Source organism: Escherichia sp. WS1368 (assembly GCF_046487485.1).
GTDB classification, from domain to species: Bacteria; Pseudomonadota; Gammaproteobacteria; order Enterobacterales; family Enterobacteriaceae; genus Escherichia; species Escherichia coli.
Window position 1 is genome coordinate 1 of sequence record NZ_JBJQJI010000019.1, and the last position, 18,896, is coordinate 18,896.

At 44.2% G+C, this 18,896-nt stretch carries 13 protein-coding genes and 7 pseudogenes; 13 read left to right on the forward strand and 7 right to left on the reverse strand.

Annotated features, from left to right (window positions below; translation table 11 throughout):
- From ACJHYD_RS21405 to ACJHYD_RS21460, 12 genes and pseudogenes are all read left to right on the forward strand, one after another.
- The coding region (locus ACJHYD_RS21405; protein WP_094164726.1) for an RHS repeat-associated core domain-containing protein at positions 1–706 on the forward strand (706 nt) is incomplete at its 5' end.
- A complete protein-coding gene (locus ACJHYD_RS21410; RefSeq protein WP_000816740.1) occupies positions 703–1,272 on the forward strand; it encodes a hypothetical protein in 570 nt (189 codons plus the stop codon). The genes ACJHYD_RS21405 and ACJHYD_RS21410, both read left to right, overlap by 4 nt.
- 168 nt (positions 1,273–1,440) lie before the next feature.
- Positions 1,441–1,788: an NTF2 fold immunity protein gene (locus ACJHYD_RS21415; RefSeq protein ID WP_001328180.1), complete on the forward strand. Its 348-nt coding sequence runs from the start codon at positions 1,441–1,443 to the stop codon at positions 1,786–1,788.
- Positions 1,789–2,370: 582 nt separating this feature from the next.
- The gene (locus ACJHYD_RS21420; RefSeq protein ID WP_001049193.1) at positions 2,371–2,691 is read left to right on the forward strand and encodes a DUF6258 family protein; all 321 of its coding nucleotides are present in this window, start codon (positions 2,371–2,373) and stop codon (positions 2,689–2,691) included.
- A 248-nt stretch (positions 2,692–2,939) separates the two neighbouring features.
- Positions 2,940–3,179, forward strand: a pseudogene (locus ACJHYD_RS21425) (pentapeptide repeat-containing protein); the annotation flags it as partial.
- A 39-nt stretch (positions 3,180–3,218) separates the two neighbouring features.
- Positions 3,219–3,305 (forward strand): annotated as a pseudogene (locus tag ACJHYD_RS21430) (pentapeptide repeat-containing protein); the annotation flags it as partial.
- A pseudogene (locus ACJHYD_RS21435) lies at positions 3,277–3,653 on the forward strand (NTF2 fold immunity protein). The pseudogenes ACJHYD_RS21430 and ACJHYD_RS21435, both read left to right, overlap by 29 nt.
- Positions 3,654–3,757: 104 nt before the next feature.
- On the forward strand, positions 3,758–4,600 hold the full coding sequence (locus ACJHYD_RS21440; protein ID WP_001521516.1) for a HEAT repeat domain-containing protein: 843 nt from the start codon (positions 3,758–3,760) through the stop codon (positions 4,598–4,600).
- A 29-nt stretch (positions 4,601–4,629) separates the two neighbouring features.
- Positions 4,630–5,607, forward strand: a pseudogene (locus ACJHYD_RS21445) (RHS repeat-associated core domain-containing protein); the annotation flags it as partial.
- Positions 5,608–5,620: 13 nt separating this feature from the next.
- Positions 5,621–6,100 carry a sel1 repeat family protein gene (locus ACJHYD_RS21450; protein WP_000649530.1) on the forward strand — a complete coding sequence of 160 codons (480 nt, stop codon included), beginning with the start codon at positions 5,621–5,623 and terminating at the stop codon, positions 6,098–6,100.
- A gap of 65 nt (positions 6,101–6,165) precedes the next feature.
- Positions 6,166–6,294 (forward strand): annotated as a pseudogene (locus tag ACJHYD_RS21455) (IS630 family transposase); the annotation flags it as partial.
- 135 nt (positions 6,295–6,429) lie between these two features.
- Positions 6,430–6,828 (forward strand): annotated as a pseudogene (locus tag ACJHYD_RS21460) (ISAs1 family transposase); the annotation flags it as partial.
- Positions 6,829–7,017: 189 nt separating this feature from the next.
- Here ACJHYD_RS21460 and ACJHYD_RS21465 read toward each other — a convergent pair.
- The 6 genes and pseudogenes from ACJHYD_RS21465 to ACJHYD_RS21490 all read right to left on the reverse strand — a co-directional run bounded on the left by ACJHYD_RS21465 (position 7,018) and on the right by ACJHYD_RS21490 (position 15,779).
- Positions 7,018–8,142 (reverse strand): ABC transporter permease, encoded by a 1,125-nt coding sequence (locus tag ACJHYD_RS21465; protein ID WP_001216257.1) that lies wholly within the window; start codon positions 8,140–8,142, stop codon positions 7,018–7,020.
- Positions 8,142–10,877: a ribosome-associated ATPase/putative transporter RbbA gene (gene rbbA / locus ACJHYD_RS21470; RefSeq protein ID WP_001551789.1), complete on the reverse strand. Its 2,736-nt coding sequence runs from the start codon at positions 10,875–10,877 to the stop codon at positions 8,142–8,144. The genes ACJHYD_RS21465 and rbbA overlap by 1 nt, the downstream gene beginning before the upstream one ends.
- Positions 10,874–11,941, reverse strand: a complete 1,068-nt coding sequence (locus ACJHYD_RS21475; protein ID WP_000361491.1) for an HlyD family secretion protein — start codon at positions 11,939–11,941, stop codon at positions 10,874–10,876. The genes rbbA and ACJHYD_RS21475 overlap by 4 nt, the downstream gene beginning before the upstream one ends.
- A 62-nt stretch (positions 11,942–12,003) precedes the next feature.
- The gene (yhiY, locus tag ACJHYD_RS21480) at positions 12,004–12,117 is read right to left on the reverse strand and encodes a protein YhiY (RefSeq protein WP_001315057.1); all 114 of its coding nucleotides are present in this window, start codon (positions 12,115–12,117) and stop codon (positions 12,004–12,006) included.
- 189 nt (positions 12,118–12,306) lie between these two features.
- A complete protein-coding gene (locus tag ACJHYD_RS21485) occupies positions 12,307–13,929 on the reverse strand; it encodes a DUF4049 domain-containing protein (RefSeq protein ID WP_001551790.1) in 1,623 nt (540 codons plus the stop codon).
- 261 nt (positions 13,930–14,190) lie between these two features.
- A pseudogene (locus tag ACJHYD_RS21490) lies at positions 14,191–15,779 on the reverse strand (DUF4049 domain-containing protein).
- 382 nt (positions 15,780–16,161) lie between these two features.
- Between ACJHYD_RS21490 and ACJHYD_RS21495 the strand changes: the two are divergent.
- Positions 16,162–17,214 carry a DUF2776 domain-containing protein gene (locus tag ACJHYD_RS21495; RefSeq protein WP_001028895.1) on the forward strand — a complete coding sequence of 351 codons (1,053 nt, stop codon included), beginning with the start codon at positions 16,162–16,164 and terminating at the stop codon, positions 17,212–17,214.
- 314 nt (positions 17,215–17,528) lie between these two features.
- On the opposite strand, the gene ACJHYD_RS21500 is transcribed toward ACJHYD_RS21495, so the two are convergent.
- Complete coding sequence (locus tag ACJHYD_RS21500; protein WP_000439188.1) at positions 17,529–18,731, reverse strand: NAD(P)/FAD-dependent oxidoreductase; 1,203 nt, start codon at positions 18,729–18,731, stop codon at positions 17,529–17,531.
- Positions 18,732–18,896 lie beyond the last annotated feature (165 nt).

Sequence of the window (18,896 nt, forward strand, 5' to 3'; positions counted from 1 at the left end):
ATGGTGCGCAGAATACGATGAATGGGGCAACCTGCTGAATGAAGAGAACCCGCACCAGCTGCAGCAGCTCATCCGCCTGCCGGGTCAGCAGTATGATGAGGAGTCCGGCCTGTATTACAACCGCCACCGCTATTATGACCCGCTGCAGGGGCGGTATATCACTCAGGATCCGATTGGACTGAAGGGGGGATGGAATTTTTATCAGTATCCGTTAAATCCGGTTCAGTATATAGATTCAATGGGACTGGCATCTAAATATGGACACTTAAATAATGGCGGATATGGAGCGAGACCCAACAAACCGCCTACGCCCGATCCAAGTAAGTTGCCAGACATAGCGAAACAATTAAGACTGCCATATCCTATTGACCAGGCCAGTAGTGCGCCTAATGTTTTCAAAACATTCTTCAGAGCATTAAGTCCTTACGATTACACACTGTATTGCAGGAAGTGGGTAAAACCCAATCTGACTTGTACGCCGCAGGATGATCCCCAGTATCCAGGGATGGAGACAAAGACAGCAAGTGATTACCTGCCACAGACAACTTGGCCAACAACTCAATTACCACCAGGATATACTTGTGCAGAACCCTATTTATTCCCAGACATTAATAAACCCGATGGGCCAGCAACAGCAGGGATAGATGATTTGGGTGAAATTTTAGCTAAAATGAAACAGAGAACATCGAGAGGAATAAGAAAATGAAAAGAGCTTTGTTCTTTTTGCTGATGATATTCGTTAGTTTTGGTGTTATAGCTAATTGCGAAACACAAGCTAAAGATCAAGATTGCTTTACCATTTTCACTAAGGGTACTATTTTTTCCGCGTTTCCTGTCTTAAATAATAAAACCATGTGGAGATGGTATCAGAATGAGGACATAGGTGAGTATTATTGGCAAACAGAACTTGGTATATGTAAAAATAACAAATTCACACCAAGCGGGGCGAGACTCTTAATTCGCGTCGGATCACTACGCCTTAATGAAAATCATGCAACCAAAGGAACGTTGCAGGAGTTGCTAAATACAGCAGAAAAAACGGCGTTTCTCGGCGATCGGTTTAGAAGTTATATAAGAGCGGGTATCTATCAAAAAAAGAGCAGTGATCCAGCTCAGTTGTTGGCAGTCCTTGATAATTCAATCATGGTTAAATATTTTAAAGATGAGAAGCCAACTTATGCTCGAATGACAGCACATCTCCCGAACAAAGATGAGTCTTACGAATGTTTAACAAAAGTACAGCATGAACTGCTTCGTAGTGAAGAAAAATAAAATCTCTTCCTGAGAAAATAAATTAACTATTCGAAAAAATATGTTCTTAATGGGTATCCAGGAACACCAGAAGGTCGATTTGGAAAAATGGATTCCGATGGTAAGAATATCATATATTCTGAATGTAATGTTTTACCCACAACTTTTGAGATTCGATAGGTGTAGAGCATGAGAAACTCACTAATATTACTTATTATGATATTGTTTACAATATCACACTCAGTATTTGGAAAAGAAAATTCAGTGGAAATTTTAGTAAATAGTCGTGAAATGGCTTTGGAATTATCATATGTTTATATTAAATATATATACGGGAAAGAAAAAGCAGAATTTCAGAAACCATATAGTATTACAGATGACAATAATTGTTGGAAAATCGAGGGAAAACAACCGAAGACGTTAGGAGGAAATTTTACAATACTAATAGCGAAAAAAGATGGGCAAGCGTTGGATGTAATACACAAAATAATCCACTGTTCAGACGATTCAAATATTTTACCAAGGTGTGTTTCATAACTATTTTGTGTACAATATGACTCTACATATCGACGAAAAAACCACTTGATTTGACAGGAACACATTCAAAAAAATTTCTTTTTCATTTCAGGAGCGATTTTCATCTGTTACTTGAAGTATCTGTGAGATTAAGTGACTCCCCCTAACGTCGTACTAAATAGTAATTACTGGCCATACCGGGAGCAGTATTCGGCGCTTCCCACATGCAGCAGAATAACCGCATCAGCGAAGATGTATTGTATTTTTACTATCACAATGTGTACGGACGGTTTATGGAAAAGAATGAACATTAGATACGCGATGCGGCGGCAGATTACACGGTTATCACTACGATAGCCAATACTGGCTGGTGCATTACCGCCGTGAACAATAGGACGCCGTACTGCTGGAAATTTCTTACCTTTATGACTCCCCGCACCGCCGTATCGGGAAACGGGAAGCAGTCAAGATGAGGCTGATATAATGTGTGGAATGCCTGAGTATTTTTAGAATAGAGGGTAATATGTTTGATAGAATATATCTTGGTGATCGACCAATAAAAAAATTGAATTTGATTTATGGAGCAAACAAATTAGAATTCAGGTGAATTTAATCTCAAGGATAGCCTATGGTACAACAGAATGGAATTTTTATAATAATGAAGACTTAGAAAATGGTTATTTAGTATTTACCGATGTTACTTTCTTTAATATAATACCTAATGGCTCCATTCCAGATGATTATATAGTTTCAATAATAACAGATAAAGTCAATGTTGAATGTTTTGAATCAACTATAGTTGCTGTTGGTCAAATTCGAAACACAAATGTTGGTGACATTGATAATATTGGTGAATGTCAAATTCTCATCAGGTATAAAGACCGCTGGATTGAGAATAAACTCAAAGAAAAAATAATTGAATAACCATGTCAGTTATAGACATTTTAGATGGAACGAACCAGAGAAGGTCATGCCTCCGAGCTGGGTTATGTGGACACGGAGCTTTAGCGTAGTGAACTCAACGAAGCAAGCCGGAAACCTGCCAGCCCTTATCAGCACGTAAGGGACAACAGCGTAGTACGCAGAATAATCCTACCCACGTAGTATGGACACAGGCCTAAGCGAGGTTCTGGTTTTCAAATTTTTCAGGAGTTAGATGATTGGAGGAACAGATGATAAGAATCGCATTTTTAATAACCAATAAATTTCTTGAGATAGATAGTACCACTCTTGCTGGATATGATTTTAGCGGGATGAATCTACATCGTGCCACCCTCAATGGTTATTGTCTTGATGGGGCGAAATTTGAAAAAACTCATTTAAGAAATGTAATGATTCAACATACATCAACTAGAAATGCTGTCTTTCACAATGCGGCTCTGATGAATGCTATTCTGAATAACTCAGATTTCACTGGAAGTGATTGTAGTAATTCAAGGTCAATAGGTGAAAATTTTAAAGCAATAGATAATCATGGGAAAGATATAATAAATGGAAAAGGATTGTCTAATGTTTGCAAAATACATGACAACGTATAAGAAAATATTATTCAGAACCTATGTGATTGTATCTTTGTTTTTACATACAACACATGGGCGCAGTGTAATAATATTATTATAATGCGCAAGTATGAATGTGAGGGGAAATACACCGTTAGAAATTTGGTAAAAAATAAAGCTATAGCATTGGAATTAGCTGAGATGTATGTTAAAAATCGTTATGGGCATGATGCCGCAGAAGAAGAAAAACCATACAAAATCATGGAATTACCAACAAGTTGGATTGTTGAAGGCACCATTGAATCAGACCAAATTGCTGGTAGGGTTTTTATTATAGAAATAGGCAAAAATGACGGGAGAATTCTAAATTTTGGCCACGGAAAATAAGTATGTAAGGATAAACAAACATCGTGTGTGCTGATGGCAGAGTAGGTGGAGGACTCCAGACAGTCAAACGATAGAAAAAGATAGTCTTTATGGAGGTTCCTGCAATGTCAAATACATACCAGAAAAGAAAGGCAAGTAAAGAGTATGGTTTATATAATCAATGTAAGAAACTAAATGATGATGAATTATTTCGCTTACTTGATGATCACAATTCCTTGAAAAGGATTTCATCTGCCAGAGTATTACAGTTAAGAGGTGGTCAAGACGCTGTTAGATTGGCAATTGAGTTCTGCTCTGATAAAAATTATATCCGTAGAGATATCGGAGCATTTATACTCGGGCAAATAAAAATTTGCAAAAAATGCAAAGATAATGTGTTTAATATTTTGAACAATATGGCATTGAATGATAAGAGCGCTTGCGTTCGAGCTACGGCAATCGAGTCAACGGCTCAGCGATGCAAGAAAAACCCAATTTATTCACCTAAAATAGTAGAACAATCTCAAATTACTGCTTTTGATAAATCGACTAATGTCAGACGTGCTACAGCATTTGCTATTTCTGTTATCAATGATAAAGCAACAATTCCACTATTGATTAATCTGTTAAAAGATCCAAATGGAGATGTCAGAAACTGGGCCGCATTTGCAATAAATATCAATAAATATGATAATAGTGATATTAGGGATTGTTTTGTGGAGATGCTTCAGGATAAAAATGAGGAAGTCCGTATTGAAGCAATAATCGGACTTTCCTACAGAAAAGATAAAAGGGTTTTATCTGTTTTATGCGATGAGTTAAAAAAAAATACTGTTTATGATGATATCATTGAAGCTGCGGGTGAATTAGGTGATAAAACGCTACTTCCTGTTTTAGATACTATGTTGTACAAGTTTGATGACAATGAAATTATAACTTCCGCTATTGATAAGCTGAAGCGTTCATAGCGTGAGTTGCCTATGCACAGTGGGGGATTCCCGCCGGCACGGTGCAGATGCTCGACCGGCTGGAAAGTGAAATCCTGGCTGACCGGGTGAGTGAGGAAAGCCGCCGCTGGCTGGCATCGTGCGGCCTGACGGTGAAGCAGATGCAAAACCAGATGGACCCGGTGTACACGCCGGCGCGAAAAATCCACCTGTACCACTGCGACCATCGCGGCCTGCCGCTGGTGCTTATCAGCACGGAAGGGGCAACAGAATGGTGCGCAGAATACGATGAATGGGGCAACCTGCTGAATGAAGAGAACCCGCAACAGCTGCAGCAACTCATCCGCCTGCCGGGTCAGCAGTATGATGAGGAGTCCGGCCTGTATTACAACCGCCACCGCTATTATGACCCGCTGCAGGGGAGGTATATCACTCAGGATTCGATTGGGCTGAAGGGGGGATGGAATTTTTATGAGTATCCGTTGAATCCGGTTCAGTATATAGACCCTTTTGGATTAGCTGATATGAATTTCTATGATGAGGGGATACGCAGAAATGTATCACTGCATGCTGCAACAGATAAAATAAATATTCCTGGCGTTTTTACTATTGGAGGACATGGATATCCTGGTTTTATTACAGATGAAAATGGAAACTATGAAACTGCTGAGGGATTAGCCAAGAGAATCAGAGCTAATCCACGCTATAAAAAGGGAATGTCTGTTTGATTATTCTCATGTGGTACAGCCAGAGAGGGAGATAAATCTTTTGCCAGCAAGTTAGCCAGAGCACTTCATGCAAATGTCACTGGAGCTGATACACAATGGCAAGTATGGATGGCATGGGATAATAATACTCCTCTTTTTAATACGATCCAAACAGGACTTACGGATAATATCTCGGCAATTGACACAAGTAATAATGTCATAACTGGTAATAATATGGGCCGCTGGATAACGTTTGGACCTTCAGGTCAACCCATTTCTTCCACTCCTGGCAAAGTTATGAGACCAAGTGATATAAAATAACAAAGGTGGCAACATGAAGTGCTTTTTATTTATTCTGATTGCAAATGTTTTCTTTTTCTCTTGTTGTTCATATGGAGGTGAAATCCCCCCCCCTATTAAGCTCCATAACATTGAAATAAGCTCAACATCTGAATCGTTTAATTTAAGTGAAAATCAAAGATATGAACTTGATATTAAATCTGAGGGCGGGGATGGTGATGCGTCATATCGATTACATCAATATTATACATATGTTTGCTTTAATATACCCAAGCAAATTAAATATCTGGCAAGGTCTGCATCTCAAGGAAATATCATAGCGCAATATAATTATGCTATGATTCTATCCTCAGAGGAGGATGATTCCTATTTAAAATATTATAATTTAGATAATGCAATTAATTGGCTGAAAATGGCTGCCTCACATGGCTATATTAAAGCCGAGGTTGAATTGCTAAGGCTTGAAAGGCTAAAAGAAACTATAAGGTTAGGGAAAGATCATCCAATGCCGTAGGCACAAAGATGCAAGGCAAGATATTTTTCATATTATAAGCATAATGTTGTGAAAAGCGGGGCTGCGATTGTATTAAAGCCATTTTTCTGGCTTCTGAAGGCTGAAATTCAGTCATGATTACTCAGGCTCTGCGCCTCCATCAGACCACCGTTGATCACCATATCCATGTGTTTATGAATAAAGGGCAGGGAAAGATCACGCAACGCTGCTTTTTTGTACTAAATAATTCGCACTAAATATTCAATAATTGAGATATTCCTTATTACCTAAAGCTGTTTTCCATTGCTTATACATGATCAAATACTCCTTACATAATTAAGGAGAACAAAATGAAACTTAAAAAATTGATGGAACATATTTCTATTATCCCCGATTACAGACAAGCCTGGAAAGTGGAGCATAAATTGTCAGATATTCTACTTTTGACTATTTGTGCCGTTATTTCTGGTGCAGAAGGTTGGGAAGATATAGAGGATTTTGGGGAAACTCATCTCGATTTTTTGAAGCAATATGGTGATTTTGAAAATGGTATTCCTGTTCACGATACCATTGCCAGAGTTGTATCCTGTATCAGTCCTGAAAAATTTCACGAGTGCTTTATTAACTGGATGCGTGACTGCCATTCTTCAGATGATAAAGACGTCATTGTAATTGATGGAAAAACGCTCCGGCACTCTTATGACAAGAGTCGCCGCAGGGGAGCGATTCATGTCATTTCTCGCGTCAGTCCTTGCGGGGAGCAGGCTTTCGTAATCTTGCCCTGAATACCGGACTGAGTATCAAAAAGCCGGTTAACTGAAACTGTCCAGGTTTTGGTGGTCAGTTCATAAACGCCTTATCCGGCCTAAAAAAAACTAAAATTCAATAAATTGCACCAATGCGTAGACCCTATAAGCTTACGCATCGGGCAACTGTAATTACGCCATTGTCCCAATCGTCTTCCTAAATCGCAGCAGTGCGATGGTGAAAAACGCGCCGCCAATTGCCATCAGCGTCAGGAACTGCGGCCAGACGATTTCGAATCCGGCACCCCGGTAGAGGATGGCCTGCGCGAGGCTAACAAAGTGTGTCGTCGGCATGGTCAGCATAATGTCCTGCACCATCTGCGGCATACTTTCGCGCGGCGTGGATCCACCGGAAAGCATTTGCAGCGGCAGCAGCACCAGAATCACCAGCAGCCCCAGTTGCGGCATTGAACGCGCTATCGTCCCCATAAAAATGCCGATTGACGTGGTGGCAAACAGACTGAGCGCCACGCCCAGCATAAACAGCGGGATCGAGCCTTCAATCGGTACGCCCAGCACGCCTTTTACCATCAGCACCAGCGATAATCCCGATACCACCAGCACCACCAGCCCCATCGACCAGATCTTCGCCATCATGATCTCAAACGGCGTTATCGGCATCACCAGTAAGTGTTCCACCGTGCCGTGTTCACGCTCGCGGATCAGCGCCGATCCGGTCAATACAATCGCCAGCATAGTAATGTTGTTGATGATCGCCATCACCCCGCCAAACCACGCGGGATCGAGGTTCGGGTTAAAGCGCATCCGGGTTTCCAGCGATACCAACGGTTCGCTATTATCACGGTAGCGCGCGACAAAGCTGTTCACTTCACCGTTGATAATATTCTGGATATACCCATTGCCGGTAAATGCCTGGCTCATGCGCGTGGCATCGACGTTCACCTGAATATCTGGCTGGCGTCCGGCGAGGACATCACGCTGAAAATTAGGCGGAATATTTATCGCGAAGGTATAGCGTCCGGCGTCCAGCCCGGCATCCATCTCATCGGCGGTGATCATCTCCGGTGGCAAAAACCACGGGCGATAGAAGCTGTTAACGATCCTGTTCGATAACTGCGATTGATCCATATCGGCAATGGCGATCGGCGCGAGGTTCAACGATCCTGGCGTAACGGTCGCTGACGAATACACCGACACCGTAAACGAGAAGACAATCAGCGTCAGCATCGCTTTATCACCGAGCAAACTGCGCAACTCTTTGATACCCAGATTAAAAATATTGCGTAAATGGCGCATCATCCCTCCTGTTTTTTCAGCAGCAGGATGCTTAAGCCCATCACCAGCGGGATGGCTATCAGCAACGGGATAAAAAGTTGCCACAAATCAGTCAAATCCAGCGCCTTCGAGAACGTCCCGCGGGCAATAGTCAGAAAATGACTGGTCGGGTAAACCTCGCCGATCCAGCGTCCTGGACCTTCCAGCGAAGCTACCGGATCAATCATCCCGGAAAACTGTGTCGCCGGGATCAACGTGATAATCGCCGTACCGAAAATAGCGGCAATCTGGCTTTTCATAAAGGTGGAGATCAGCAGCCCCATTCCGGTGGCGATGATGATATACAGCAGCGCCGCCAGGGTGAGCGTCAGGAAACTGCCTTTATGCGGTACGCCAAACACAAACACCGACAGGCCGCAGAGCAGGAAAAAGTTCAGCATCCCCAGCGCGATGTACGGTAGCTGTTTGCCAAGCAAAAATTCGCTACGGGTGGTGGGAGTCACGTAAAGGTTGATAATCGACCCCAACTCTTTTTCCCGCACCACGCTAAGGGCGCTTAGCATTGACGGGATCATCATCAGCAGAAGCGGGATCACCGCCGGAACAATCGCTGGCAGGCTTTTTACGTCCGGGTTATAGCGATAGCGCGTCTCAATGTTCATCAGCCCGCTTTGGCTGGAGGGTGTGGATTGTCGGCTCGCCACATCCTGTAGCCAGCTCTGGTGCATAGCCTGCACGTAACCTTTTACCGTTTCGGCACGACTGGGCATCGCACCGTCGATCCAGACACCGAGTTCCACAGGCGTACCACGCGCGATATCGCGCCCGAAATTGGGTGGGATCTCAATCGCCACCGTGATATCGCCCGCACGCATCCGGCGATCCAGTTCGTCATAACTGGTGAGCGGTGGTTGTTCGATAAAGTAACGGGAACCGGAGAGATTGAGCGTCCACGCCTGGCTACTGACGGTCTGGTCGCGGTCAAGCACCGCAAAGCGCAGGTTTTCCACATCCATACTGATGCCGTAACCCATTATCAGCATCAGGATCACCGTTCCCATCAGCGCCAGCGCCGAACGTACCGGATCGCGTCGCAGTTCCAGTGCTTCGCGACGGCTGTAGCTAAACAGACGGCGCAGACTAAATCCCTGACGCGGCGCGTGGGTGGCGTCGTGTACCACGGGCGGCGCTTCGGCTTCGCTGCTCTGCCCTGCCGCTTCCTGCAAATAGGCGATAAATGCCTCTTCCAGACTGGCGGCTCCGCGTTTCTCAACCAACTCCTGCGGTGTACCGCTGGCGAGCACTTTTCCGGCGTGCATCAGTGAGATACGGTCGCAACGTTCCGCTTCGTTCATAAAGTGGGTGGAGATGAAGATAGTCACTTTGTCCTGACGCGAGAGATCGACCATCAACTGCCAGAACATATCCCTCGCCACCGGATCGACACCAGAAGTAGGCTCATCGAGGATTAACATCTCCGGGCGATGAATCACCGCCACCGCCAGCGAAAGCCGCTGGCGAATGCCGAGCGGTAATGACTCCGGCAGAACATCTTCAACGTCGTTGAGCTTAAAACGCTCGCTCATTTCAGCCACTCGCGCGGGAATTTCCGCTTCCGGGATGTGAAACAAACGGGCATGTAACTCAAGGTTTTGCCGCACGGTGAGTTCGTTATAGAGCGAAAACGCCTGCGACATATAGCCTACCCGACGGCGAGTATCGATATCTTTTGGATCAACCGGTTGCCCGAACAGCCACGCCTCACCTTCGCTGGCGGGCAGCAATCCGGTAAGCATTTTCATGGTGGTGGATTTACCGCAGCCGTTCGAACCAAGAAAACCAAAAATCTCCCCGCGTGGAATGCGGAAATTGACGTGATCAACGGCAACGAAGGAACCAAAACGCATGGTCAGATCGCGCGCTTCGATGGCAATCTCTGCGTTTTCAGGTTGATATGGTGGGATCACTACCGCCTGATGCGCCTGGCGTTGCGCTTGCGGTAACAGATTTATAAATGCTTCTTCCAGCGTGGCGCTTTGCGTTTGCTGCCGCAGCTCTTCGGCGCTGCCGGTTGCCAGCACTTCTCCGGCATTCATCGCTACCAGCCAGTCGAAGCGTTCGGCCTCTTCCATGTAGGCGGTGGCGACCAGCACGCTCATATTGCTCTGCCGCTGGCGAATACTGTCGATCAGATCCCAGAACTGGGCGCGGGAGAGCGGGTCAACCCCCGTTGTTGGCTCATCAAGAATCAACAGTTCCGGGTCGTGGATTAACGCACAGCACAGCCCCAGTTTTTGCTTCATCCCGCCGGAGAGTTTCCCTGCCGGACGATCACGAAACGGTGCTAACCCGGTGCTGGTCAGCAGCTCATTAATTCGCACTTCTCGCTCCGCTTTGTCGTGACCGAACAGGCGGGCGAAAAAATCGACGTTTTCATACACCGACAAGGTGTGGTAGAGGTTTTTACCCAGCCCCTGCGGCATCCAGGCGATGCGCGGGCAAACGTCGCGTCGATGCTTCGGGTCGCGCATATCGCCGCCCAGCACGATCACATTGCCCTGCTCAATGACACGAGCACCGGAAATCAATGACAATAAACTCGACTTCCCGACGCCATCCGGACCAATCAGCCCAACCATGCAGCGGGTCGGAATATCGAGAGTGATATTGTTCAGCGCAACGGTTTTTCCATAATGCTGGCTCACGCCCGCCAGTTGCGCGACAGGCGGGACGGGAACCAGTTCCAGATGCGTCATTGCGGCAACCTCACCACCAGGTCGTCAGGCCACGGAAGTTCTTCATTCACCCGCACCCACGCTACGCCCGGCAAACCGGTTTTGACATATTCCAGATGCTGCTGGAGTAATTCCGGTGGGATACGCGCTTTGACGCGGAACATCAGTTTCAGCCGCTCATCGCTGGTTTCGACGGTTTTTGGCGTGAACTGGGCGACGCTGGCGACAAAACTGATGGTTGCAGGAATACGCAGATCTGGCGCGGCATCGAGGATCAGCCGGGCTTCACCGCCCAGTTTCAGCGTGCCCGCCTGTTCGGTTGGCAGGAAGAAGGTCATATAGACGTCGCTCAGATCGACCATATTCAGCACCCGACCGCCTGCCGCCAGCACTTCCCCTGGCTCGGCAACCCGATACTGCACGCGTCCGTCACGCGGGGCTTTCAGTTCGCTGTCATCGATATCTGCGGCAATGCGCCGTTCAGTGGCTTGTGCGGCTTCGACGCGTGTTTGCGCCTGAATGATATTGGTGCGTGCCGCTTCTATAGCGGCTTTAGAAGCCGAAACCTGGGCTTTTGCTGATTCCAGCGCAGCTCGGGCGCTCTCAGCGGCGGCGCGATCGTCATCCAGCTGTTGCGCAGAAATAGCCCCTCGTTGGGCGAGCGAACGGGAACGCGTATGACGTTTGGCAACGGAGTCCAGTTCGGCCTGGCGTTGATTGACCAGCGACTGTGCGGCACGAGTTTCGCTTTGGCGTTGCTCCAGCAAAGCCTGCGCGGCGGCAACGGCGCTTTGTGCTTCTTTGATTTGCGCGATGGCTTCCAGTCGCTGTTCCTGCAACACGCGAGTATCCATCTTCGCCAGCACTTCACCTTCGCGAACAAACTGGCCTTCTTTCACCAGAATGGTGTCGATACGCCCGGCAATTTTGCTGGCGATATCCACTTCCGTCGCTTCAATGCGCCCATTGCTGACGGCAAAGCCTTCCGGCACACCCGCTGGGCGCAACAGCCACCACGCCACGATAGCGGCCACCGCCAGTAACCCGACAACCCACCACGCCAGATGGCGCTTACTCTTATCCATAATCGACCCGCCATAATCCCTGTAAGCAAACGACGCGTGTTACAACTGCCGCCGAACGACGTTCAGCGGATTCTTCCATCCGGGATAAGAAGGAAACGGCAAATACGACCAGCGCGCAGAGCATTGAGCGCCAACGTGGAAGGCTTAGTGAAAACGGGTAGTAATGTTGTCATCATCAGCATTCCTGGCCGTAAATGAAACACGCATACTCATAAGTGTGATCTATAAAACTGGCTGACAAAACGGTATCCATCCTGTTGGATAGCGTTTCACGCCTGTTCAGTTGCAGGAACAGAGCATTCCTTATTACGTTTTATCAACAGTCTCAACCAGATAGTAACATTAATATTCATGTTGTCTATGGTTCAGAGCTGTAACATTGTGCGCCTTCTAATCAAAGGCATAAGTCCATTTTTGTTTTTTTCATGCTGGTAAGACTTCCAGGGAGTGGTTATCTCAGGCCCCGCACCAGGGTTAATTTGGCAATTATGCATGCTGAACATTCTTCCAGCATGTTTACTGTCACGGGCGTTAAGACCTAAAACTGTCCCCGTTTCACCTATGCGTTCTCTCCCACCATTTCCGTTATGTGCAACAACTTGATTTATACCTAACATTTGTGAGCATGCTAATAGTGCTTCAAGTTTAGGTCTGTAATCTGTCGAAACAGAAAAATAACGATTAAAGGATCGACAAGAGATAGCCCGGCTAGTTTTAAACTTTTTACCATTAATTATAGTATGATGCTTTTTATTAATAATTGCCGCTAATTCGACCGGATCGAGAGCATTGGTCATTTCATCAATAGAGACTGTTATCGGTCCTATAATGTAACGTTTTCGCTGATCATCAAAAGTTATCCCATGATGATTTGCCATTATTTTGTATTTAGGGTCATAGAAACATACAGGATAATCTTTTATCCCAGCGTAGGTATCCTCATCAAGTGGTTTCATACGCGTGAAGTTCTGCATATAGTTACCATTGCAATTCGTTTCATGATTTCCAGCTAATACATGAACGTTTTCATTGATACTCATTATACGTTTTAACAAATCGATGATAAATTGATCGCCACAGATATTACTAAATCGATCGCCGGTTTGGTCACCCAGAAACGTACATGGCGTCACAGCGTCTTTATTAATAACTAAATAAGGCTGAAGACTTTCTAAAACTATATCTCTTCTGTTCAGAATACTGATTATTGTATTAACATTAGTGTCAAGTTGCTCATTAAAGTTCTCCCTTAGCAATACGTTGAGAACTTCATCTTCTATATTAAGCAACTGGCCAAGGAAATTTTCTCCTTCAGCCATGATTCCCAAATGTCCCGTTGCGAAAAGCGCGTACAAAACTGCACCAACTGAGCCATCGGTATCGCCAAAATAGGTTGGTCTGGTACTTGTGGGATCAACAGGTGAACAATTGGAGAAATAGGTTCTGTCAGCGAACTGGGGTTTTATCATTGTTTCGAATTTAATATCAGATACATTGTATTGCGATATTTTCCAGTTCCAGATGGGTTTGTACGACTCAGTAACTGCAACATCATTAGCATTATCATTTACTGTCATATTATTAAGTAAATAAACAATGCTGCACCAATTAATATCGGTATCATCAAGAGGGCAACCGTAATTTTTACTATTAATTGTCACAATAAACTGATAACTATTATTCCTACGTAGAATATGGGCACGCATGCCCGATAGCATACTATATTTTTCTGAATGATTCGTTTCTATGGTAAATGAAATTTTGTCATCTTGAAAAGATTGTTGGAAACGTTCTATTTGCCAATCATCAATTTTTTCCACAACTTCACCGAGCATTGTCCTGGCAATACTTGATATATCATCACCTATACCATTTGCAATATACCCAAACAGTTCTTTAGTGAAGTTAGTAACATGCTCTTGCACCATATCATTTGTTGCGATTGTCGTTGTACTGTCGTTAGTGCCTGCCACAGTTCCAAGTTTCATCTTTTACCTCATATAATTCACCGCAAGGAATACATAGTTATCATTTAATCTTATGACATACACCTCATGTTCGACGGGGAAATAATTATATTTTGCACAAATCATTCAGCCTTAAAGCATAATATGAAATTTCTTATCTCATAGTAGAGAAAGTCCCTAAAGATTGTAGAGGCGTCATCAGTACATGCCTCTACAATCGATTAAGAAAAACTATGAAATACTGGCAGGATTAAAAAAATATACCACCGTATTCATGGAGTTTTAATGAGATTGAAAACAACTAAGCCCTGGGACACCTTTTTTATCACCACGTTCGTTAGGTGCTATCTTCCAGGAATTTAGCCCCATGGTATAATTATCAATTTTTTGATGCTGATCTACCCCTAATCCATAATGGCCATATTTCTGTTTACTTTTTTGAGCGTCTGTCCACATTTGAAGATATCTTCAGGTTTTGGTCTGAAAGCAGTAGTGTTATTAAAATAATTGTCATATACAGGTGTGGATGCTATAGCATTGCTTCTAATTAGATGGATAAGACGATCATCCATGTGTTGTTTATGTTTTTTATTAAATATATTTGCTAATTCCTCAGGATCAATTGGGTCTTTCATCTGATTAAATGGAATCTGCAAAGCACCTAGACAATAACATTCATTTTCTTCATTTCTTATTATTCCGTGATGACTGGTTAAAACTTTCGTTTCTGAGTCATAATTACAAACATCGAGCGTTTTAATTAAGTCATATGTATCACCGGAAGAGAGTTTATGATTTGCTAGTCGTGCACTATAGTTACCATTAAAATTGATTTCATGATTTCCAGCCAGAACGACGACATTTTTATTTATACGACTATCTTTATTACCCTCCATATTTCGCATAGAATTTAGCAAAGTAAGGATATATTTATCACCAAAAATAGTACTAAATCTATCGCCTGTATGATCCCCAAGGAAGATACAAGGGGTAATCGCATCGCCTTTTAAAAAAACATGTTGATGCAACTCATTCAAGATCATGTCTCTCGTATCTAATAAAGTGAAGAGTTTTTTCAATTTTTTATTTTCATATGCGAATGAAGCCATGTCTTCGTGTTTTAATAAATCACATAATAAACTCCACCCCTCTCCCCTGATGCCTATATGCCCTGAAACGAGCAATGCATAAAGTACAGCGCCTACTCTTCCATCTGTATCGCCAAAATAAGCCGTGTTGGCATTTTGTGGATTAATCACACCACACTGTTTATAAAAGTCTATTTTTGAAAAAACAGATTCAACATAGCTATCAAACTTTTCCTTAGTAAACGTCTCTTTAGAGACAGCCCAACGCCAGTCAGGTTTGAAATTACCACTAAGAAGAGTAAAGAAATTTCTCTCTATGATAGAAAACCCATCAACTTTATAAATTATGTCTGATTTATCTCCGGAGAAATTAATAAAATAATAACCGTCCTTACGCTCAATCGTAACGGTAATGGGAGACGATAATTTTATCACATGGTTATTGTCTGGTATAATTGTAAAGATAAACGTGTCAGTAGTATTATCGGCGAAACTATTATATTCTTTAATATCTATAGATGGCTCACTATTGTAAAACCATAGTTTTTCTATCTGAGGACTATGTTCAGTTACGTTCCAGCAGCCATGTTGCAGGAAATAGATGATATGCAGGCCAAAATCGTTATCTATTTGCGAATGTTTATCCAGCTTATCAATTTCAACTATCTTTGAACGATGTTTTTTATCAACCTTGCCATGGTGTTGATGACTGTTAACTTTATCTGAATGCTTATCTTGATGGTTTGAAGAGAAGTGCTTAAATATATTGTGAAATACTTTCATAAATAACCCGTGATATTTTTGACTTGTTAGTAACAAAATAAATGACACATGTCTGAAAGACATATTTACGATGATACAAAGCAATAATACTTATATGTTCGATGATTTTAAGCACCGATACCATCCGGTCTTTTACCAAATAATGAAAAAGAATCCCTCCCTGGAAGATAATTGTAAAAAACAACAGAATAAGAATTAATCTTAGGATAAATATTTATTTACCATGGCCTTTTGAACGCTGAAAAGTAGCGCTCTGTAAAGTAAATCCCGCTATAGTTATGCTATGCATTTGTCTTTAATGATATCTCGTCATTATATTAACAGGCTGAAATTATCATTAATGCACATTTCAATATTAGCAGGGATACCTGAGGAGTTTAAAGTGAACATATATATCGGGTGGCTTTTCAAATTAATCCCTTTAATTATGGGCTTAATTTGTATCGCGTTAGGTGGCTTTGTGCTGGAAAGTTCTGGGCAAAGTGAGTATTTCGTCGCGGGTCATGTGCTGATTTCTCTGGCAGCCATATGCCTGGCATTATTCACTACCGCATTTATTATCATTTCGCAGCTCACGCGCGGCGTTAATACGTTTTACAATACATTGTTCCCCATTATTGGCTATGCGGGGTCAATTATCACCATGATATGGGGTTGGGCACTGTTAGCAGGCAATGATGTGATGGCAGACGAGTTTGTTGCCGGCCATGTTATTTTTGGCGTTGGTATGATTGCCGCCTGTGTATCGACAGTGGCAGCGTCATCCGGTCACTTTCTGCTCATTCCCAAAAATGCAGCAGGGAGCAAGAGCGATGGAATACCGGTACAGGCTTATTCGTCATTAATCGGTAATTGCCTCATTGCCGTTCCCGTGTTACTCACCCTGCTCGGTTTCATTTGGTCTATTACGCTGTTACGTAGTGCCGACATAACTCCGCATTATGTCGCCGGTCACGTATTGCTTGGGTTAACCGCAATCTGTGCCTGTCTAATTGGCCTTGTTGCCACAATCGTCCATCAAACACGTAATACGTTCTCATCCAAAGAACACTGGCTGTGGTGTTATTGGGTTATTATTCTCGGCTCAATCACGGTGCTGCAGGGCATATACGTGTTAGTCAGCTCCGATGCAAGCGCCCGACTGGCTCCCGGCATTATCCTCATTTGCCTCGGAATGATCTGTTACAGCATATTCTCAAAAGTCTGGCTACTGGCACTGGTCTGGAGACGTACCTGTTCGTTAGCCAACAGAATACCGATGATTCCCGTCTTCACCTGCCTGTTTTGCCTTTTCCTGGCATCGTTTCTTGCGGAAATGGCGCAGACCGATATGGGATATTTTATTCCTTCGCGGGTTCTGGTCGGTTTGGGAGCGGTATGCTTTACGTTGTTCTCAATCGTTTCAATATTAGAAGCGGGTTCTGCTAAAAAATAATTGCAACGTACCGGATAAAACCAGCGTTGATTATTTGCGTAACGCTGGTTTTTCTTAGGTATCATGAAATAACGCAGCATTAATGCATAGTGGTTAAGTATAAATAAACAGCTAAGTTGCTGATTTTTTCAACCTGTTCATATTTTATAAAGATCTGGCCACTGGGGGAGTTTTAATCACCTTTCCCTCCACCTTATATTAAGCATGGAGGGTCTCAGTTCACAGGCTCATTAGAAAATAATCACAAGATAACCACTATCAAAATTAGCTCATTTTTAATGCGACTCTAATAATTTTCATCTTTAGGAAATAGCTCAGGACGACTTCGCTGCAATCAAATCCTGCGCACAAGCCCACGCACTCGACCACGCCCACTGGAAGTTATAGCCCCCCAGCCAACCGGTGACGTCCATCACTTCGCCGATGAAGTACAGCCCAGGCACTTTGCGCGCTTCCATCGTCCGTGAAGAGAGTTCGTTGGTGTCCACGCCGCCGAGCGTCACTTCGGCAGTGCGATAGCCTTCAGTGCCGTTGGGTTGTACGCGCCAGTCGGTCAATGTGCTAATCAGTGCCTGTTGGTCACGCACGTTGAGCTGTTTTAGCGAAACATCCGGGATTTGCCCGAGTTGTTGTAAACGTTCAACCAACCGCTTCGGTAGATGAACCGCCAGTGTGTTTTTCAGGCTCTGATTCGGATGTGCATTACGCTGCTCATTCAGGAAGGTTTCGAGGTCCACATCCGGTAGCAGATTGATACTGACAAATTCACCCGGTTGCCAGTAGCTGGAAATTTGCAACACCGCCGGTCCAGATAAGCCGCGGTGGGTGAAGAGTAAGTTCTCACGGAAAACGGTGCCGTTTTCAGCGGTAATCACGGAAGGCACCGCCACGCCTGCCAGCACCTGTAACTCTTCGAGCAACGGTTTATGCAGAGTGAATGGCACCAGACCCGCGCGGGTCGGCAGCACGTTGAGGCCAAATTGTTCGGCAATCTTATAACCAAACGGCGACGCGCCCAGCCCCGGCATTGACAGTCCACCGGTCGCGATGACTAGCTTTTCGCAACCGACAGTCATGCCGTTCAGTTCAAGCGTGAAGCCTGTATCATCCTTCTCCACGCTCAGCACTTCGCTACGCAATCTGAAGGTCACATTGCCCTTCTCGCACTCATCCACCAGCATGTCGACAATCTGCTGAGCGGAGTCATCGCAGAAGAGTTGCCCTAACGTTTTCTCGTGCCAGGCGATGCCGTGTTTATTGACCAGATCAATGAAATCCCACTGGGTAAAACGCGCGAGTGCAGACTTACAAAAATGCGGATTCTGGCTCAGATAAGCGCCCGGTTCGACATAAAGATTGGTAAAGTTGCAGCGCCCACCGCCAGACATGAGGATTTTGCGCCCTGGTTTTTTACCATTATCGATCAGCAGAACCCGGCGTCCTGCCTGACCTGCCAGCGCAGAACAGAACATACCCGCCGCACCAGCGCCTATAATAATGGCATCAAACCTTTCCACGTTGCGCTCCTCTAAGAAAAAACGGGCGTGAATTGTAAAGATTCCTCAGTGGTCGCACCAGCATCAATATTACTAAAAGGAAGTATTTACCTGAATTATATAAGATAATTATTTTTTGAGTGAAATCCATACAGGAGGCAAATCAAAAAAAGTCTATATTTCACT

Bases quoted from the DNA above. Each gene is read 5' to 3' on its own strand.
- ACJHYD_RS21485 (WP_001551790.1), bottom strand. From the start codon at position 13,929: ATGAAACTTGGAACTGTGGCAGGCACTAACGACAGTACAACGACAATC.
- ACJHYD_RS21415 (WP_001328180.1), top strand. From the start codon at position 1,441: ATGAGAAACTCACTAATATTACTTATTATGATATTGTTTACAATATCA.
- rbbA (WP_001551789.1), bottom strand. From the start codon at position 10,877: ATGACGCATCTGGAACTGGTTCCCGTCCCGCCTGTCGCGCAACTGGCG.
- ACJHYD_RS21410 (WP_000816740.1), top strand. From the start codon at position 703: ATGAAAAGAGCTTTGTTCTTTTTGCTGATGATATTCGTTAGTTTTGGT.
- ACJHYD_RS21475 (WP_000361491.1), bottom strand. From the start codon at position 11,941: ATGGATAAGAGTAAGCGCCATCTGGCGTGGTGGGTTGTCGGGTTACTG.
- ACJHYD_RS21440 (WP_001521516.1), top strand. From the start codon at position 3,758: ATGTCAAATACATACCAGAAAAGAAAGGCAAGTAAAGAGTATGGTTTA.
- ACJHYD_RS21450 (WP_000649530.1), top strand. From the start codon at position 5,621: ATGAAGTGCTTTTTATTTATTCTGATTGCAAATGTTTTCTTTTTCTCT.
- ACJHYD_RS21465 (WP_001216257.1), bottom strand. From the start codon at position 8,142: ATGCGCCATTTACGCAATATTTTTAATCTGGGTATCAAAGAGTTGCGC.
- yhiY (WP_001315057.1), bottom strand. From the start codon at position 12,117: ATGATGACAACATTACTACCCGTTTTCACTAAGCCTTCCACGTTGGCG.